General features: G+C 41.8%; 17 protein-coding genes. 4 read left to right on the top strand and 13 right to left on the bottom strand.

Annotated elements, in window-relative coordinates; translation table 11 throughout:
• Positions 1 to 109 precede the first annotated feature (109 nt).
• The gene (locus tag EXT47_RS15060) at positions 110 to 343 is read right to left on the bottom strand and encodes a hypothetical protein (protein ID WP_010368835.1); all 234 of its coding nucleotides are present in this window, start codon (positions 341 to 343) and stop codon (positions 110 to 112) included.
• A gap of 611 nt (positions 344 to 954) precedes the next feature.
• Here EXT47_RS15060 and EXT47_RS23875 point away from each other — a divergent pair.
• From EXT47_RS23875 to EXT47_RS15080, 4 genes are all read left to right on the top strand, one after another.
• Entirely contained in the window at positions 955 to 1,110 is a 156-nt protein-coding gene (locus EXT47_RS23875; RefSeq protein ID WP_017217237.1) for a hypothetical protein, read from the top strand.
• A 495-nt stretch (positions 1,111 to 1,605) separates the two neighbouring features.
• Positions 1,606 to 1,959: a helix-turn-helix transcriptional regulator gene (locus tag EXT47_RS15070; RefSeq protein WP_130126975.1), complete on the top strand. Its 354-nt coding sequence runs from the start codon at positions 1,606 to 1,608 to the stop codon at positions 1,957 to 1,959.
• Between the two features lie 154 nt (positions 1,960 to 2,113).
• On the top strand, positions 2,114 to 2,584 hold the full coding sequence (locus tag EXT47_RS15075) for a hypothetical protein (RefSeq protein ID WP_130126976.1): 471 nt from the start codon (positions 2,114 to 2,116) through the stop codon (positions 2,582 to 2,584).
• Positions 2,585 to 2,612: 28 nt separating this feature from the next.
• Positions 2,613 to 3,272 (top strand): hypothetical protein, encoded by a 660-nt coding sequence (locus EXT47_RS15080; protein ID WP_130126977.1) that lies wholly within the window; start codon positions 2,613 to 2,615, stop codon positions 3,270 to 3,272.
• Between the two features lie 68 nt (positions 3,273 to 3,340).
• Here EXT47_RS15080 and EXT47_RS15085 read toward each other — a convergent pair whose 3' ends face one another.
• From EXT47_RS15085 to EXT47_RS15140, 12 genes are all read right to left on the bottom strand, one after another.
• On the bottom strand, positions 3,341 to 3,976 hold the full coding sequence (locus EXT47_RS15085) for a DUF1629 domain-containing protein (RefSeq protein WP_130126978.1): 636 nt from the start codon (positions 3,974 to 3,976) through the stop codon (positions 3,341 to 3,343).
• A gap of 47 nt (positions 3,977 to 4,023) precedes the next feature.
• Positions 4,024 to 4,659: a DUF1629 domain-containing protein gene (locus EXT47_RS15090; RefSeq protein WP_130126979.1), complete on the bottom strand. Its 636-nt coding sequence runs from the start codon at positions 4,657 to 4,659 to the stop codon at positions 4,024 to 4,026.
• 1 nt (position 4,660) lies between these two features.
• Positions 4,661 to 5,356, bottom strand: a complete 696-nt coding sequence (locus tag EXT47_RS15095) for an AHH domain-containing protein (protein ID WP_130126980.1) — start codon at positions 5,354 to 5,356, stop codon at positions 4,661 to 4,663.
• Positions 5,357 to 5,366: 10 nt separating this feature from the next.
• On the bottom strand, positions 5,367 to 7,721 hold the full coding sequence (locus tag EXT47_RS15100; RefSeq protein ID WP_130126981.1) for a hypothetical protein: 2,355 nt from the start codon (positions 7,719 to 7,721) through the stop codon (positions 5,367 to 5,369).
• Positions 7,722 to 7,979: 258 nt separating this feature from the next.
• The gene (gene speD / locus EXT47_RS15105) at positions 7,980 to 8,789 is read right to left on the bottom strand and encodes an adenosylmethionine decarboxylase (RefSeq protein ID WP_010607075.1); all 810 of its coding nucleotides are present in this window, start codon (positions 8,787 to 8,789) and stop codon (positions 7,980 to 7,982) included.
• An 85-nt stretch (positions 8,790 to 8,874) separates the two neighbouring features.
• Positions 8,875 to 9,288: an OsmC family protein gene (locus tag EXT47_RS15110; protein ID WP_010607074.1), complete on the bottom strand. Its 414-nt coding sequence runs from the start codon at positions 9,286 to 9,288 to the stop codon at positions 8,875 to 8,877.
• 103 nt (positions 9,289 to 9,391) lie between these two features.
• Complete coding sequence (locus EXT47_RS15115; RefSeq protein ID WP_029215895.1) at positions 9,392 to 9,727, bottom strand: DUF3802 family protein; 336 nt, start codon at positions 9,725 to 9,727, stop codon at positions 9,392 to 9,394.
• A gap of 152 nt (positions 9,728 to 9,879) precedes the next feature.
• The gene (astD, locus tag EXT47_RS15120; RefSeq protein ID WP_010368876.1) at positions 9,880 to 11,352 is read right to left on the bottom strand and encodes a succinylglutamate-semialdehyde dehydrogenase; all 1,473 of its coding nucleotides are present in this window, start codon (positions 11,350 to 11,352) and stop codon (positions 9,880 to 9,882) included.
• Between the two features lie 15 nt (positions 11,353 to 11,367).
• Entirely contained in the window at positions 11,368 to 12,381 is a 1,014-nt protein-coding gene (astA, locus tag EXT47_RS15125) for an arginine N-succinyltransferase (RefSeq protein WP_010368879.1), read from the bottom strand.
• Between the two features lie 67 nt (positions 12,382 to 12,448).
• On the bottom strand, positions 12,449 to 13,660 hold the full coding sequence (locus tag EXT47_RS15130) for an aspartate aminotransferase family protein (protein ID WP_130126982.1): 1,212 nt from the start codon (positions 13,658 to 13,660) through the stop codon (positions 12,449 to 12,451).
• A gap of 357 nt (positions 13,661 to 14,017) precedes the next feature.
• Positions 14,018 to 15,193: an HDOD domain-containing protein gene (locus EXT47_RS15135; RefSeq protein WP_010607070.1), complete on the bottom strand. Its 1,176-nt coding sequence runs from the start codon at positions 15,191 to 15,193 to the stop codon at positions 14,018 to 14,020.
• Positions 15,194 to 15,406: 213 nt separating this feature from the next.
• Positions 15,407 to 15,988, bottom strand: a complete 582-nt coding sequence (locus EXT47_RS15140; RefSeq protein WP_039494039.1) for an aminodeoxychorismate/anthranilate synthase component II — start codon at positions 15,986 to 15,988, stop codon at positions 15,407 to 15,409.
• Between the last annotated feature and the right edge of the window lie 93 nt (positions 15,989 to 16,081).

Below are 16,081 nucleotides of genomic sequence, written 5' to 3' on the forward strand. Positions count from 1 at the left end.
CCTACACATAAGGCGATAAACACGTACAAAAAGAAAAAAGGGGGAACGTAAAATTAGAGTAAAACGCTCCCCCTCACCGCAAAAACTCAAAAAGCAATTACCCTTTTAGTTATTCCATGCTTGGGGCACTGGAATACACCAACTCAACCAGATTATTCATCGTTTTTGACTTCTGCATGTAAGCCTTTTCCATATGGGCAAGCTCTTGCAGTTCAAACAAGGTTGTTTCCACCAGTGCTAACCATTTGGTTGTAGTGTCTGGCACCTCGTTACCCTGCCTTGCCGCCTTCTTGAGGGCATCGTAATAAATCGTTAAGTCATGATATTGGCGTAGATAATCCATATTGCTCTCCAACATGTCACTTTATTTCACACTAAAGTAACAAAAGCTTCGAGCAAAAATCTGCGCGAAGAAAATTTTTTTTAATTGACTGTTAAATTTATCAGTAAACACACAAACTAAATAACAACACATCGGTGCTTAATCCAAATAATTTTGGTGTGCTTCGCACAAAAAATTATGCGAAGAAAATAGCAGTGAAACACAATATATATTTTTGATCTGACTTCGAAATGGCTAAATTAGCCGTGTAGAGCGCGGCATTTATGAAAACTATGAAAAGGGAGTCAGTAAAGTCCCCTATGCGTATTTTAAAGTGTGGTGTATCGCTTGTGGTATTAACCTAAACCCATTAAGGGAGCAAATTTTAGCGCTCAGAGATAAAATTGATGATGCTAAACTTTGGCGTAAATCCCCAAACCAAAGTAACAAATCAAGTAAAGAGGGTAACCGCAAATGAATGCCCAAGCTTTTTCCCCTTGCAATCACGCATGCAAAACAATCAAGATACGTATGACGCATATTTACTACATGATGTTTTCAAATTTTTTATTAAGGAGTAAAGTAGAGTGGGATCAGAGTACATTAAAACTTAACCTAGGAAGGACATCATTATGCGCTTTTTGCTAAAAAAGACCACTAATAAACTTTCAGATATTTATCAGCTCCACCTCAAAGAAACAAAAATGATTTCTGGTGGCAGCGGTCCAAATAAAGATAAAGACCCTAGAGTAGAGAAAGGCTCTTCAACGAGAACTGTTATTTATTGACCATTACTAGTGGGGAGCCACTCTCTTAAGAAGGTGGCTTTTTACTCCCCTAAAAGAGGGCGTTATAATCTCTTCATCTATCCCTACAATATCAACGGAACATCCTCTTTACCAAAAGTAGTTTTCCTATAACTCTAGGGCTGAAAAATTAAAAATGGCGCCTTTTACTCTTACTTAACCTAACACCACGGACTATTACACTTCAGGTAAATTACGACTCTAGAACACTTCTTGAATTTCGCACTTTTGCTTTTGACTAATTTCTTCTTAGTCTTAATCATCAACGCTTAATCCAAATAACTCTAATGTGCTTCGCACAAAAAATTATGCGAAGAAAATAACAGTGAAACAAAATATACATTTTTAGACTGAATACACTTGAAAAAGAAATTTTCTACGATAGACTCGCGTTTACGGTTTAGATACAAAAATGCAACTTAGTTAAGCGAACAATAGAGACAAACAAATAGCATACATCCGGCTACATAGGGGTTGATGCTGTTTGTGACGCGAGTGCGACAGGCAAAAAGGATTGAGTTGGTGGGGAAATTTGATAAGCGCTTTACAGGAGACGACCTGCGCCGCATGCGCAAAGTCGCCGGCAAAACCACGCAAGAAATGGCTAATTTGGTCGGTGTGGAGCGTGGCACTTACGAGAACTATGAAAAAGGCGTAAGCAAATTTCCCTACGAATATTTTGAAGTATGGTGCGACGCCTGCGGCATCAACCTCAATCCACTTAGAGAACAAATCCTTGCCTTAAGAGACAAAATTGACGACGCCAAATTATGGCGCAAGTCGCCAACACCACGAAATAGCAGATCAAGTAACGAGGATAACGGCAAATGAAAGATGCGCACTTTCATTGCCCCTCACCACAATGGCAAACAATAAAGTTACGAATAAGGTCCATTTGCAACACAATGTTTTCAACTTTATTGTTAAGGAGTAAAGTGGAGTGGAAATTAAACACCGCAAAACTTAACTTAGAAAGGACGTCATTATGCGCTTTTTTATAAAAAATATAGCTAACCGACTCGTAACTTTAACAGCACTTTCCCAAAAACAAGCTAACAGGGTATCTGGTGGATCGCTTGGGCCAAAAGTAAAAGATCCAAAACTCGAAAGTGACTCAGCAGCGCCAAGTAGACAATCATCACTTAGTGCTGATTCAGTTAATCAGGTGATTGGTGGCACAACAGGAGGACAAGCTGATGACCCTAGAGTACAAAACGACTCCATAACACCAAATAAAAAATCATCACTTAGTGCTGACTCAGTTAATCAGGTGATTGGTGGAAGTGGTGACAATAAAGTCGCAGAGCCAAAGGTAAAATGCGAACCAATAGCACAGTCATCAGATTACAAGTTTCAACTGGAGAAAAGCTCAACTACCCGAGTGGTAGGTGGAAGCAGTGGAACCAAAGGTGATGACCCCAGATTGGAGAAACCGGATTCGGGCGGTTCGAATTAGCTCCAAATGTATATTTTAAGGAATAGTGATGAAATTATCGTGGTTCTTTCTGCTGCTTTGTATTTTGAGTGGCATATTGCTTACGTATATTCATATTGAAGTTAACAACTACGTCAACCTTGTAGTATTGGCTAGTATCTTTACTCTTAGTTTGTTCGCTAAAGGACAGGAAAATATAAAACACCTCTCTATAATTTTATTATTAGTGACGGCTGTTGAGTATTATATTAATGGTTGGATACTTTCTATGCGCGCACAAGGTTTAGAGGCACACTTAACAAATGCGTACATTTTTGGAATCCACCTCATCGTAGATATTTTTATGATCGTTATGCTAAAGCGTAGGGTTTACTGGTCATTAAAGTATATTCACAAAACAGCTCCTGAAAATTGGCGCTCAATCTATATGACTCATGCAGACCCGATCCTATATGGCATTTTCTTTGGGTTTGTATTGGTCGATTTAGCCGCTTTTGGTGAAAACTTGATTCGCTATATGGATCTCTTTTTTGGTGTGTCCGAAGAAGCGTCTAAACCCTTTTGGAGTTGGGGATTCTTTTACAATAACTACGAAGTTTTAAAGTCGATTTTACTCTCCTGTGTGATCACCACCCTACTGGCCACTATCTTTGTCGAACGACAGCGCCCTGATACGCCAGATGAGGAATTGGAAAGCGAACCCAAATAGGGCAATAGCTTGTAAAAAATAAAGCCCGCTCCCGCGGGTTTTGTTTTTTGTTTTACACAGATATAAAACTAAAACTGCATCCCTTCTTCAAAGTCGGATACTTTGACTAAGTTAACGCCTGTCGCCTTCTCCTCAAAAAAGATATCTGCAATTTTTTGATGGACAAAGACATACTTCAGACCACCAGCTTGTTTAAATATCAAACGTTCTTCTTCTGGAATTTTATCCAAGACTTCACTATCTAGATGGTATTTATATATATCGCAACCTTTTAAATAGTCAGGCTCTAACATCTCCTCTGCAGTGAATTTTTCTATTTTTGACTTTGCTCGATCCCAGCAGTCAAGTTCTTGCCAAAAATTCATGCACCAAAAGTCTTCGTGATAGTTATCACCATCGTCAATGTACACAGCAGGATATAGCTGCATCCCAACAAAATTAAAGAGCTTTAACCGCTCTCTAATTTTTGAGCTAACGATAGGGATCGTAGCGTCTAGTAAAACACTGGGGATAGGACGTATAACTCCATTCGCATTATCTTTATCTCTATACGCATTTTCGAAAAATAGCGGTTCTTTCCCCCAAACTAACTGTTCAAACTCATAATCTCTATCCGCCGACTTTTGCAAAGCAGTAAGGTGCAATGTTACTTCGCTATAATTTTTTAAAATGATGTAATATTGGTCGTTAAAATCTCTTGTCATTGCACTTCCAACCTTTATGTAAAGTAGTCTCCTAACTAGTTGGCAAACTAAAACTGCATCCCTTCTTCAAAGTCGGATACTTTGACTAAGTTAACGCCTGTCGCCTTCTCCTCAAAAAAGATATCTGCAACCGTTTGATGAACAAAAATATACTTTACACCACCAGCTTGTTTAAAGATCAAACGTTCTTCTTCTGGGATGTTGTCTAACACTTCACTGTCTAAATGATATTTATATATCTCACAGTCCTCTAAATAATCTGGATCTAACATTTCTTCTGCTGTGAATGTTTCTATCTTTGACTTTTCCCGATCCCAACAGTCAAGTTCTTGCCAAAAGTTCATATACCAATAGTCTTCTATATAAGCTCCTTCATCATTAATAAAAACAGCAGGATAAAGTTGCATATCTTTTAGATATAAAAACTTTAACTTATCTCTTATTTTTGAGTTTATAATAGGTACTGTAGCATCAAAAAATACGTCCGTAATTGGACGTGTAAAATTATTTAAAGCATCCCTTTCCTTGTAACAGTTCTCAAAAAAAAGAGGCTCATCACCCCAATTAAGCTTTTTAATACCAAAGTGACGAGTCGCACTTCGCTCTAGCGGCATTGTATACAATGTATTTTCATTGTAATCCGTGAGAAGTATATAGTATTCTTCATTGTAATTTTTTGGCATGTTACTTACCTACCTCAAGTTGATAAAATGATTTTGAATAGCTGATTCTCTTTCCTACTTTTCTAGTTTTTGCATTTGGATATAGGTAATTTAACTGGCCGATATGAGTTCGATCACAGTCACACCTTGAAAGACTTCCTTCACACTCAACAATTTCACTATGATTCGAGCATCCAACTTTACTCGCAGGCTTAAAATTACTATAAATCGGTGTAAGCGCGACCCTAAATTCTGCTATTTTTCTAAGTATTTTTCGGCTCTCTTTATTTATTAACTTCTGAATCTCGTTACTATTTTTCTGTGACCCATAAGTACAGTTTATAATTTTCCCTTCTAGTTTTTTTATCGCGAAAGAAACTTGATGATGATACGGGTACATATTTGGTAATGAGTGTGTATGGTCTAATCGGTGTAGTTGGACCCTTAAGTGGCATGCACCTTGAAGTGTGCTAGGTAGAAATACCAAATTCTCAAGTACATTTATATTGTACCCTTTGTGTTCGAGTAAACTTCCCAACCCACTCTGTTTAACTCCATCTTCAGAAATCAAGTGATGAGCCGCCATATGAATACCATTATGGAATGGATGATCTTTCTTGTGTTTAATATTTGCGATTAATCTATTTCGATACTTTTTGTCCTTATCAACCATCCCTTCAATTTGTTCCTCAATTTGTTCCTCAATTTCTTCACTCATGAATCACTCCTTATTCATAATGAACGATGCCACGTAGACTGCGTGGTGTTGTGTGATCTGTTTTGCCACATAAGCGGCATCGTGTCTGTCGTTTTGTTGTTTGCTTTTTCGCAGTTAGCGTCGAGTTGGTTTTGCCTTTAAGTAGCAACCCACTTGAACGCGCGGTTGTAAGCTTTTTCCCGAGATTTTTTAAGGTTGTAGTGCTGTCGTTAAAGTCTTCAAGCGTGCGGATAAAAGCGCGGATTGCCGCTTGTGCTTTTTTAACTTTTACTGATGTACTTGCGGCTCTGGCACCGTTGGCTGATAACTTGGCAGCAAGTGCTGTTACTCTTGCGGCTGTACCCGCTCCTAATGTAAGTAATGACGTTGCTAGTAACAAACAAACCTCTATCGCGACATAAGCGCCGCCTTTTCCGCCAATGTATGCATAAAAATTAGGAGGCACAGCTTCCATAAAGAGTGAAGCGTAAGCAACATAAGTTAGTACACTATCATGATCGTCTATGAGCGCCAACACTAAATAGAAGTCAGGAGTGTTTTTTATGCTAGCGGCTAATTCAGTGTCAATATCAACTAAAGTGGTATCAACAAATTGTTGTACTTTAGCGACCTCCCCTTTCGCGATATCATCAAGTAAGTTGGTAATTGCATGACGATGCGTGTATAACGCACTTGCATAATGGCTTGTATTTTTAATTGCGTCTGCAGCGTCGTTAAGGTACTGAGTAGTATCATGATGTACATCGCGATAAGCCTGTTCGGCTGCATCTAATGCTCGCTGTGTATTGGCTTGATACCAGTTCCAACTGAGCAAGTCTTCACTGGCATCCTCTTCAATCCAATTGGACATTTCATTGGCACTTTGTCGCAATTGCTCAAAGCGCTCGCTAGCATAATCTGCGGTGGTATCATATGCGCTACCTGCGACGGACTTAATGGTTTTTCCTAAGTCAATCCATGTTTGTGCTTCGAACAAATCTGCTTGGTCTTCAAGCCACTTACTTCCACCTTGATACGCACCTTGCGCGCCATTAATTGCAATTGCAGCAAAACCATATTCGTCCCAATCAGATTGAAATCCACTCATATTCGATACGGTATCTCGATATGCACCATCAAGCTGCATGTGTAATGATGATTTGAGGTTGTTGATTTCCGCTTCTAGCGCTTCGTTACGAGCAACTTCTACAGTGACTTGTCCCTCTTGTGGTAAGTCGCTTTTTACCACAACTCCAGCCTCATTTGCCGTTGACTCTGCTCGTTCAAGTGCATTTGCATCTGTACTCTTATCACCACTTGAATTGAGTTTAAGTTTTCTGTGGATTAGTGTATTACCTAAATGAATATTGACTTGTTCAAGGGGAAGCGCGGTCTGCCATTCATCATCGTAATACGCCCTCACTTTTATCCATGCGGCACTTGACTTAACACCGAGTACTTCAACGTCAATACTATGATTGGCTGAACCTGCGCTCGCGGTAAGAACATAAACGCCAGGATCGAGTTTAAGTCGAGTGTCCCAAAAGTGTAATTGATCTGGTGGTAGTTTTGGTACATCAAGCACTGCGCTTCCCTTGCTTGGACCTTGCCACTGCAACCTTACTGCGCGGGCATTACTTACCGAGCCACCCACTTTAGTATCCCAACCACTCGGTACCCGTAAACGGTCACCAGCCTTTGGAGGATTGTTGCGATTGACATGGTCGTTGTAACCATAAATCAGCTTAGGATCGGGCCTACCCGCATATTGGTTAGCGACGGACTCTACGGTATCTCCAGCACGAAACATGTGATCGCTAAAACGCATATAAACTTGTTGGGAGCGTTTTAGTTCCACTTTGGAATTGTTATTTGGATTAGAAATAAAAACTGTTGGCTCGAGTACCACTTCAGATTTTATTGCTTTGCTGCCACCAAGTAAGGTGCGATTAATTTCAGCTTGGCTAAGTCCTCGAGGCATATCTGCTTGCACCAAGCTATTAAAATCTTGCGCACTGCGATTTTCTCCCCCATAGCTTGTCGGTTTATCTTTTACATCAAGTGATTGATATGGCACAAAGGCATATCGCTCACCACTGTGGTGACTAAAGCTAGAGTAATTTACTCGCTGCCATCGCTTGCTTGCAAGTATCCAAAATTGAGCCTGAGAGTGATATCTAAAAAGCGGGGCTTGTCTAAACGGAATGATGCTCCAAATACGACCATGAAGCACATGCATGATTTCAATAGGAAGCTTTCGTCTTTGAATGGAGGACATCGCTGTTGCAGCAAGAAGTTGTACTTCACTTGGCGCTTCATGCTCAGTGCTATTACTGGTGCTTTCCTGATTATCACCTAAGCGCGAGATGAGATCATCAAATGCCATTTTTTAGTCCTTTAATAGCGTTATGAAATGAGAGGTTAGTACCTAATCTGAGCCTCGGATAATTAGTGTCTTCTTCCAGCTGGTTTCAGCCTGCACTATTGCCTACCGAATAAGCCCACCGATTAGACGCTTTAGCCGCTATTTAAAGCGAATAAATATTGTCCATATTAAAATTAAATGTAAGCTGAATACCTTACAAATCTCAGACATTAAAAAAGGCGCTTGCGCGCCTTTTTTAATACCTTAATTTACCGCTGATTATTCAGTTTCTGGTAAATTGCGACCGTAGAACACTTCCTGAATTTCACGATTCAGCTTAAGACGAATTTCTTCCTCTTCGTCTGCATCTAAATCATCAGTACTAATTCCAAATAGATATGCATTTAGGTCTGTTTCCTTAAGCATCATCTTAGTATGGAATAGGTTCTCTTGATACACGTTTACGTCTACCATGTGGTATGCGTCTTTCGTATCTTCCGTCATGTAATTCTGGATCGAGTGAATTGCGTGGTCGATATAGTGTTTAACACCATTAACGTCACGAGTAAATCCACGAACACGATAGTCGATCGTCACCACATCTGACTCTAAAGAGTGAATTAAGAAGTTAAGCGCTTTAAGTGGCGAAATAATGCCACACGTTGAAACTTCGATATCCGCTCTAAAAGTACAAATGCCATCATCAGGGTGTGCTTCAGGATAAGTATGAACACAAATGTGACTCTTATCTAAGTGTGCTACCACTGACTCAGGAAGTGGACCTGGTGCTTCATTACTATCAAAAGTCTGTTGATCAACAGGTTCTTCTGATACTAATATCGTCACACTCGCCCCTTGTGGTTCATAATCTTGACGCGCGATATTCAGTACGTTTGCACCGATAATATCCGTTACGTCTTTTAGAATATCCGTCAAACGATCAGCACTGTACTGCTCATCGATGTATTCTAGATATTCTTTACGTTGCTGCTCGGTCTTGGCGTAGCAAATATCGTAAATGCTAAAGCTTAAACTCTTAGTTAAGTTGTTAAAGCCATGGAGTTTAATTTTATCAAAGGGCTTGTTCACGATAGACCCACCTTAATACAAAAAATCTGCGCTGCAGAAACAAAAGTTCGCGGATTTTATACGAAAATAGCGCTATGAAAAAGCGTTATTTTTCGTCAATTTCAACCACTTCATGGCTATGCGTAATTTCTACTGCTTTTTCAAGCATTAATGCCACTGAGCAATACTTTTCAGCGGATAAACTTACGGCTCTTTCTAGGTGTTTTTCAGAGACATTACGCCCTTTCACCACGAAGTGTAAATTGATCTTGGTAAAAACCCTAGGTGCGCTTTCTGCGCGCTCTGCGGTTAATTTTACTTCCACGTCGGTAACATCCTGACGCGCTTTTTGTAGAATGCTGACTACATCGACTGACGAACAACATCCCGCTGACATTAATACCATCTCCATTGGACTTGGCGCAGCACTATCAGAACCGGCATCAAATACCACATTATGTCCCGACGCAGAGCGACCGATAAAGGTATCTCCTTCAACCCATTTTACGCTAGCTAACATAGTTATCCTCTATAAAGCATAACACCGCCAAATGGCGGTGTATCTTAAACCTAGAATTGCCTCTAAGTGTGTTTTCTACACTGTCGATAGTGATTGTGCCAAGCTATACAGCAGAATCAAACAGGTTTTTGACCAAACCTGCGAATTCTTCGATAAATTCTTTTTGTTCTACGGTGACACGTCTATCAACAACACTTGATAGCACTTCTTGTAAGTCGTACACAATGCCATCTACCTCACGCACGATCATGCTGCGCTGCTCTGTAGATAACTCAGTGTGCTGCTCGCATATACGGATAACGTTTTCAGCGATCACATCTTCGATTAATTCCATGACTGTTGGAGCCCCTGGTTCAACCGTCCCAGACTTCTCAAACAAGGCTAAGTTTTGCGTCAAATACATGACTAAATCATCGTACCCTTGTTTATCTAAAACCATACTTTGCTCACCCGAACCTATCAAAGACATCTCCTATTGATTTAAGCAGAAAGTTTTTTCGATTGCTACTTTTGTAGTCAACTAGACACAAAAAAGCAGCCGAAGCTGCTTTTCTTATCAATTTTTATTGAGTAAACCTCAATATTGGCATTTTAATCCAAAGATAAACCTGGGCTCAAGCTAGAAGGTAAAGTTACCTTTTCTAGTTCCACAGAAGCCACTGGGTATGCACAGTAATCTGCCGCGTAGTATGCACTTGCACGGTGGTTACCTGATGCACCGATACCACCAAACGGAGCTGCACTTGAAGCGCCAGTGATTGGGCGGTTCCAGTTTACGATACCTGCACGAATACGACGTAAGAAACGGTCGTAGTCAGCTTCGTTGTCGCCAAGCAGACCTGCTGATAAGCCAAAGCTTGTCTCGTTCGCTTTTTCAATAGCAGCGTCAAAGTCTGTGTAACGGAATATTTTTAACAGCGGACCAAAGTGCTCTTCATCAGGGAAGTCTGCAATGTTAGTACATTCGATGATCCCTGGCGTCACAAAGCCTGTGCCTTCTGTGTGCGTCAGCTCGATAAGCGATTCACCACCAAGCTCAACAAGCTGTTGCTGTGCTTTTACCATGCCAGCGGCGGCGGCATTTGAGATCATTGAACCCATGAACGGTTGATCAGCATCGTCAAAGTTACCCACTTTAATCGCTTTAGTTGCTTTGATCAGTTGCTCAAGGATTGTGTCACCTTGTTCACCTGCAGGAAGGAATAGTTTACGAGCACAAGTACAACGCTGACCGCTTGAGATAAACGCAGATTGAATAATGTCGTGTACTGCCGCTTTGGTATCCGCTACGTCTTTTACGATAAGTGGGTTATTACCACCCATTTCAAGCGCTAGGATCTTACCCGGTTGACCTGCATATTGTTCATGTAGCAAGTGACCCGTACGAGAAGAGCCAGTAAAGAATAAGCCGTCAATACCCGCGTGTGACGCAAGTGCTTTACCTGTTTCAACTTCACCCTGAACTAGGTTAATCACGCCAGCAGGAAGACCCGCTTGTTGCCAGTATTTAAGCGTTAGCTCAGCAACATAAGGCGTCAGTTCAGATGGCTTAAAGATAACCGTGTTACCAGCAAGTAGCGCAGGCACGATGTGGCCATTAGGTAAGTGACCGGGGAAGTTATATGGGCCAAATACAGCAACTACACCATGCGCCTTGTGACGGATCACGGCACGGCCAACTGGCATTGGATTTTCCACAACGCCTGTACGCTCTTGATAGGCTTTCTCAGAAATCGCGATTTTACCTACCATAGCACCCGCTTCTGTACGAGTTTCCCAAAGTGGCTTACCCGTTTCTTTAGCAATTGCAATAGCCAGCTCTTCGCTATTTTCTTTTAGTACTTCAGCGAAACGCTTAACAATTTCTAGACGCGCTTCAAAGCTCATGTCGCTCCATGAATAGAAAGCTTCACGAGCAGCTTTTACCGCGCCATCAACTTGCTCAGCAGTAGCTGCGTTTGCGCTCCAAATAACGTCGTTGTTTGCTGGGTTTACAGAGCTAAAGCTTGCGCCTTGTCCTGCAATCCACTCACCATTTATTAGTTGTGCTGCATGTGTTGTCATAATCTGTTCCCAATCTTAAATCTTTACTAGGCTTACTTGATCGCCTTCTTCAACTTTTAGCGCCGCGGCAACATGTGGAGCAAGCGTTACTTCATTGCTATCAGTCAGGGCTAACTCGATTACCGCCGCGCGATAATCAACAAGTTTACCATTTGCGACCATAACAGGGAATCCACCGTTGCTTTCGCCGATTTTTACAGTACGAGTTTCACTATTGCGAACCGTGCGGATATTCCCCACTTTTGCTTCTACCGTTGGACCCGCGTCGAAGATATCAACATAACCATTAAATGTGAAACCTTCACTTTTTAGTAGCTCAATAGCAGGGCGCGTATTGTCGTGGACTTCACCAATCACTGCTTGTGCTTCTTTACTAAGCAGGTTCACGTAGATTGGGTACTTAGGCATTAATTCAGCAATAAAGACCTTTTGGCCAATCCCCGTTAGATAATCCGCTGTCGGGAAATCCATCGAGAAGAAATGCTCTTCAAGCCATTGCCAGAACGGACTTTCACCTTGCTCATTAGAAACACCGCGCATTTCCGCGATAACGGTTTCAGCAAAACGATCACGATGTTGATTGATAAACATAAAGCGAGAGCGAGACAGCAATTTGCCATTTGCGCCTTTGCGATAGCCATCTTTTAAAAACAGAGTGCATAATTCCGTCGCGCCAGTGTAGTCATTACACAGCGTTAAAATATCCACTGCTTTATAAACATCGAGTGTGCGTGAAGAGTGGATCACTTTGCTTAGGTGATAATGATAAAACGCATCATCTAAACCAACCGCAGCTTCGATACCGCTGGTACCAACCACCTCGCCTGTTTCAGTATCTTCTAATACAAATAAATAGCCTTCATCAAAAGGCTTGTCAGCTTGCTTGCCAAATGAAGCAACTGAGCGTGCAATCTTCTTCTGTAATAGCTCTTCGTTTACAGGCAAAGAGGTAAAACCGTGACCTGATTCGTGAGCAATGTTTAAAAGCGCTGGATAATCGCTTTCTTGGATTGGGCGAAGGATCATCATGAGCCCGCTTACTCCTCAAAAATGTGGATAACAACAAGGCCACCAAAAGGTGACCTTGCAACCAGTATTAAGCGTTGTTAGCAACTACCGCAGCAACGGCTTTTTCAAAACGTGCCATCCCTTCGCGGATGTCAGCTTCTGGAATAACAAGAGATGGAGTGAAACGTACTACGTTTGCACCTGCAACAAGTGACATCACGCCTTGCTTGACACCTTCAACCAAGAATTCTTTTGCTTTGCCTTCGTACTTTTCAGTGACTACACCACCAAGCAATAGACCTTTACCACGTACTTCGGTGAATACGTTGTACTTTTCGTTGATGTCGTTTAACAGTTCACGGAACAGCTGCTCTTTTGCTTTTACGCCATCAAGTACTGTTGTTGTGTTTACTGTGTCGAATGCCGCTTCTGCAACCGCACACGCCAGCGGGTTACCGCCGTAGGTAGAACCATGAGTTCCCACTTTTAGGTGCGCAGCAATCTCAGTTGTTGTGATCATCGCGCCGATAGGGAAACCACCGCCAAGTGCTTTAGCCGTTGTTAAAATATCAGGGGTTACGTTTAAACCTTGGTATGCATACAAATCACCAGTACGGCCAACACCAGTTTGCACTTCATCAAAAATAAGTAGCGCATTGTGCTTGTCACACAGCTCACGAACACCTTTTACAAACTCAGCAGTTGGTGAAATGATACCACCTTCGCCTTGTAGCGGCTCCATCATCACGGCACAAGTGTTGTCTGAAATAAGCGCTTCAAATGCCGCTAAATCGTTATAGTCTGTGTGAACGATGTCGCCCGGCTTTGGACCAAAGCCATCAGAGTATGCAGCTTGACCACCAACGGTCACAGTGAAGAAAGTACGGCCGTGAAAACCTTTGTTGAAAGAGATGATTTGCGACTTTTCAGCACCAAACTTATCTAGTGCCCAACGGCGTGCTAACTTAAGCGCCGCTTCGTTCGCTTCTGCACCTGAGTTTGCAAAGTAGACTTTCTCTGCGAACGTTGCATCAGTTAGCTTTTTCGCTAAACGTAGTGCAGGCTCATTGGTCATCACGTTAGACAGATGCCAAATTTTCTCGCCTTGCTCTTTAAGCGCGCCCACCAAAGCTGGGTGACAATGACCTAGACAGTTAACTGCGATACCACCAGCAAAGTCGATGTACTCACGACCTTCCTGATCCCATACTCGAGAGCCTTCACCTTTCACTGGAATTACCGCTGAAGGTGCGTAGTTAGGTACCATTACGTCGTCAAACAATTCACGATTGATAGTCATTTTATTTCCTCATATTTGGTGAGTGAAAGTACAAACAAGGAGTCATTTCCTTTTGGAGGTCGGCGCGTTGCCGCCACTTGATAGGATATTTATTCACACCAATTCGGTGCTATGTATTTTGACCCGCCCCTTGATGGCACAAAATTCATACGCTCATTATTTCAGAAAAAGCGCCATTTGTCTCACTTATACCACGTTCTCAGCCCTTAGTATTCAAGGGTTTAACATATATTCTCAACTCAAGTGAATAACTATCTAGGGCAGATATTTAGGGCAAAGCAAGCGCCGTGCAGCCTTGCACAGATCATTTAAGATTAGGTTTTGAATGAATAGTCGCAAAAAAAATTTCAATTTTTTTTACAAAATCGTCAACTGCAGGTTATGGAACGCACATTTTGCCAATTGCTGACGCATTTCCTCGGTAAGTTCTAAATGATTGAGCAAAATCTCGGCTTCGTCATCTTCAATTAACTGACTATCTTTTAAAACAAGCAGTTGTGCGTAGCCATAGGCTTTTTGCATCACTTGTGTCAAAGGTAATGGGTCGGCAATGTTTTTATGCGCATTTGGTAGATAAGTTTGCGCATACTCTTCCATGACGGCATTAAAGGGCAAATAACGTAACTCCATTTTTTCAATTAGCTTACGTGAAATCTCTGCCGAATGTTCTATCAACAAGTTACGTAAAAATAATGGATCAGGAGATAACTCCATTAATGCGGTGTGTAGGTCTTTTTGCTTTTTGTCTCGTGCTATTTGTACCTTGGCTTGCCACACTTTTTCGAAGGTGCGTAAATAAAGACGGATCAAGGCCACTTTCCCAAGCTCTAGTAACATGCCTAAAGTAAACGCATGCTGTTCTTTTACCCCAAAAAATGGCGCCAGCTCTTTTGCCGCAATGGCTGTGCTCATGCTCAGCTCGCGTAATTTACGCTTCATTAAGCCAAATGGCTCTGTAGCATGCGGCATCCAGTGTCTTACCGCCATTGTCGGGATCACCATTTGCAAGTTCTCAAGGCCTAAATACCTTAATGCTAATGCCGGCGTGTCGACCTTAATGGACGTGCCTTTACTGTTTTTTTTGCGATACTGTGGCAAGTTGACTAGCGAAACTAGCTCACGACCCAGCCAACTTAAGTCATTGACCAAAGGTTCTAAACGCCCAACCGAAGCTGAGCGCACGGCTAGAATATCTAAGATCGCAGGAACGGAGTCTTGAATGCCAATGACTTCATGATAGATGTTATCAAGGTCATGCAGTTGCTTTGTGATAGCTTCTTCGATAACGGAATGTAGATGCTTACTCGCTTTGGCAATATATTTGTGATGACTTGTGCTGCTTTCTTGACGTTTTGCAGCCGCAGCAATTTCCACCTCTAGCATAGTGCGCTGTGCGATATTCTCACCGTAGCTGATATCAAACGTATGGATATAGCCTATTTGCTTCTGCGCAAAGTTGAGGCTGATAAGGAGGTCATGGGCACGCTCGGATAGCGCTTGTGCCATTCTAATTTGCTTATTTTCTTGCGTCATGCATGCTACTTATCTAAAAGAAAAACACTGAGTTAAGCACTCAACAGAATCGTCTTACTGATTAGTATTATACCAGTAAAAGCAATATTATGATTTGATATTGCGCACAATAGAATCAAAAAGTTATATATCAAAAGCCAGTCTAACCAACGAAAGCGCAGCGAATATGGATATATTACACCTAGGCGAAACCCTGTTGGTTTTGTTTAAACTTTAGAAGCGTTTTATAAAGTTATCAAGTAATGCTAAGCCGTGTTCCGTGAGGATAGCTTCTGGGTGAAATTGCACTCCTTCTAGTGCTCTATCGGCAGCCAAGAGTCCCATAACTTCATCACATTCACCCTCTTGTGTCTGTGTCCAAGCCGTTACGGCTAGAGCATTTGGCAGGCTACTTTGTTCAACAACCAAAGAGTGGTAGCGGCATACTTCGTATGGTGATGGCAGGCCTTGAAATACGCCTATATTGTTATGATGAACTTGAGACGTCTTACCATGCATCACTTGTTTTGCTCGAATGACTTTTCCACCTAAAGCTTGTGCAATCGTTTGATGACCAAGGCAAATGCCAAGAATAGGAATTTGTCCCTGTAGACGTTTTACTACTTCAAGCGAGATCCCCGCTTCATCAGGACTGCATGGGCCAGGAGATAGCACAACATATTTGGGATTAAGCTGCTTGATTTGTGAGGCGCTGATTTCATCATTCCGCTTTACCAGCACGTCCACGTCTAAGCGCTGAAAATACTGCACTAGGTTGTAAGTAAAGGAATCATAGTTATCAATCATCAACAGCATGTAGGTACCACTAAAAGAACCAAGCAGCCTATTCGCCACTAGGGTAAAGATGTTCGTTATAGTCTATTTTATCACGAACTCAACAGGAGGGTT

Source organism: Pseudoalteromonas sp. CO342X, from assembly GCF_004208915.1.
Taxonomy (GTDB): Bacteria; Pseudomonadota; Gammaproteobacteria; order Enterobacterales; family Alteromonadaceae; genus Pseudoalteromonas; species Pseudoalteromonas maricaloris.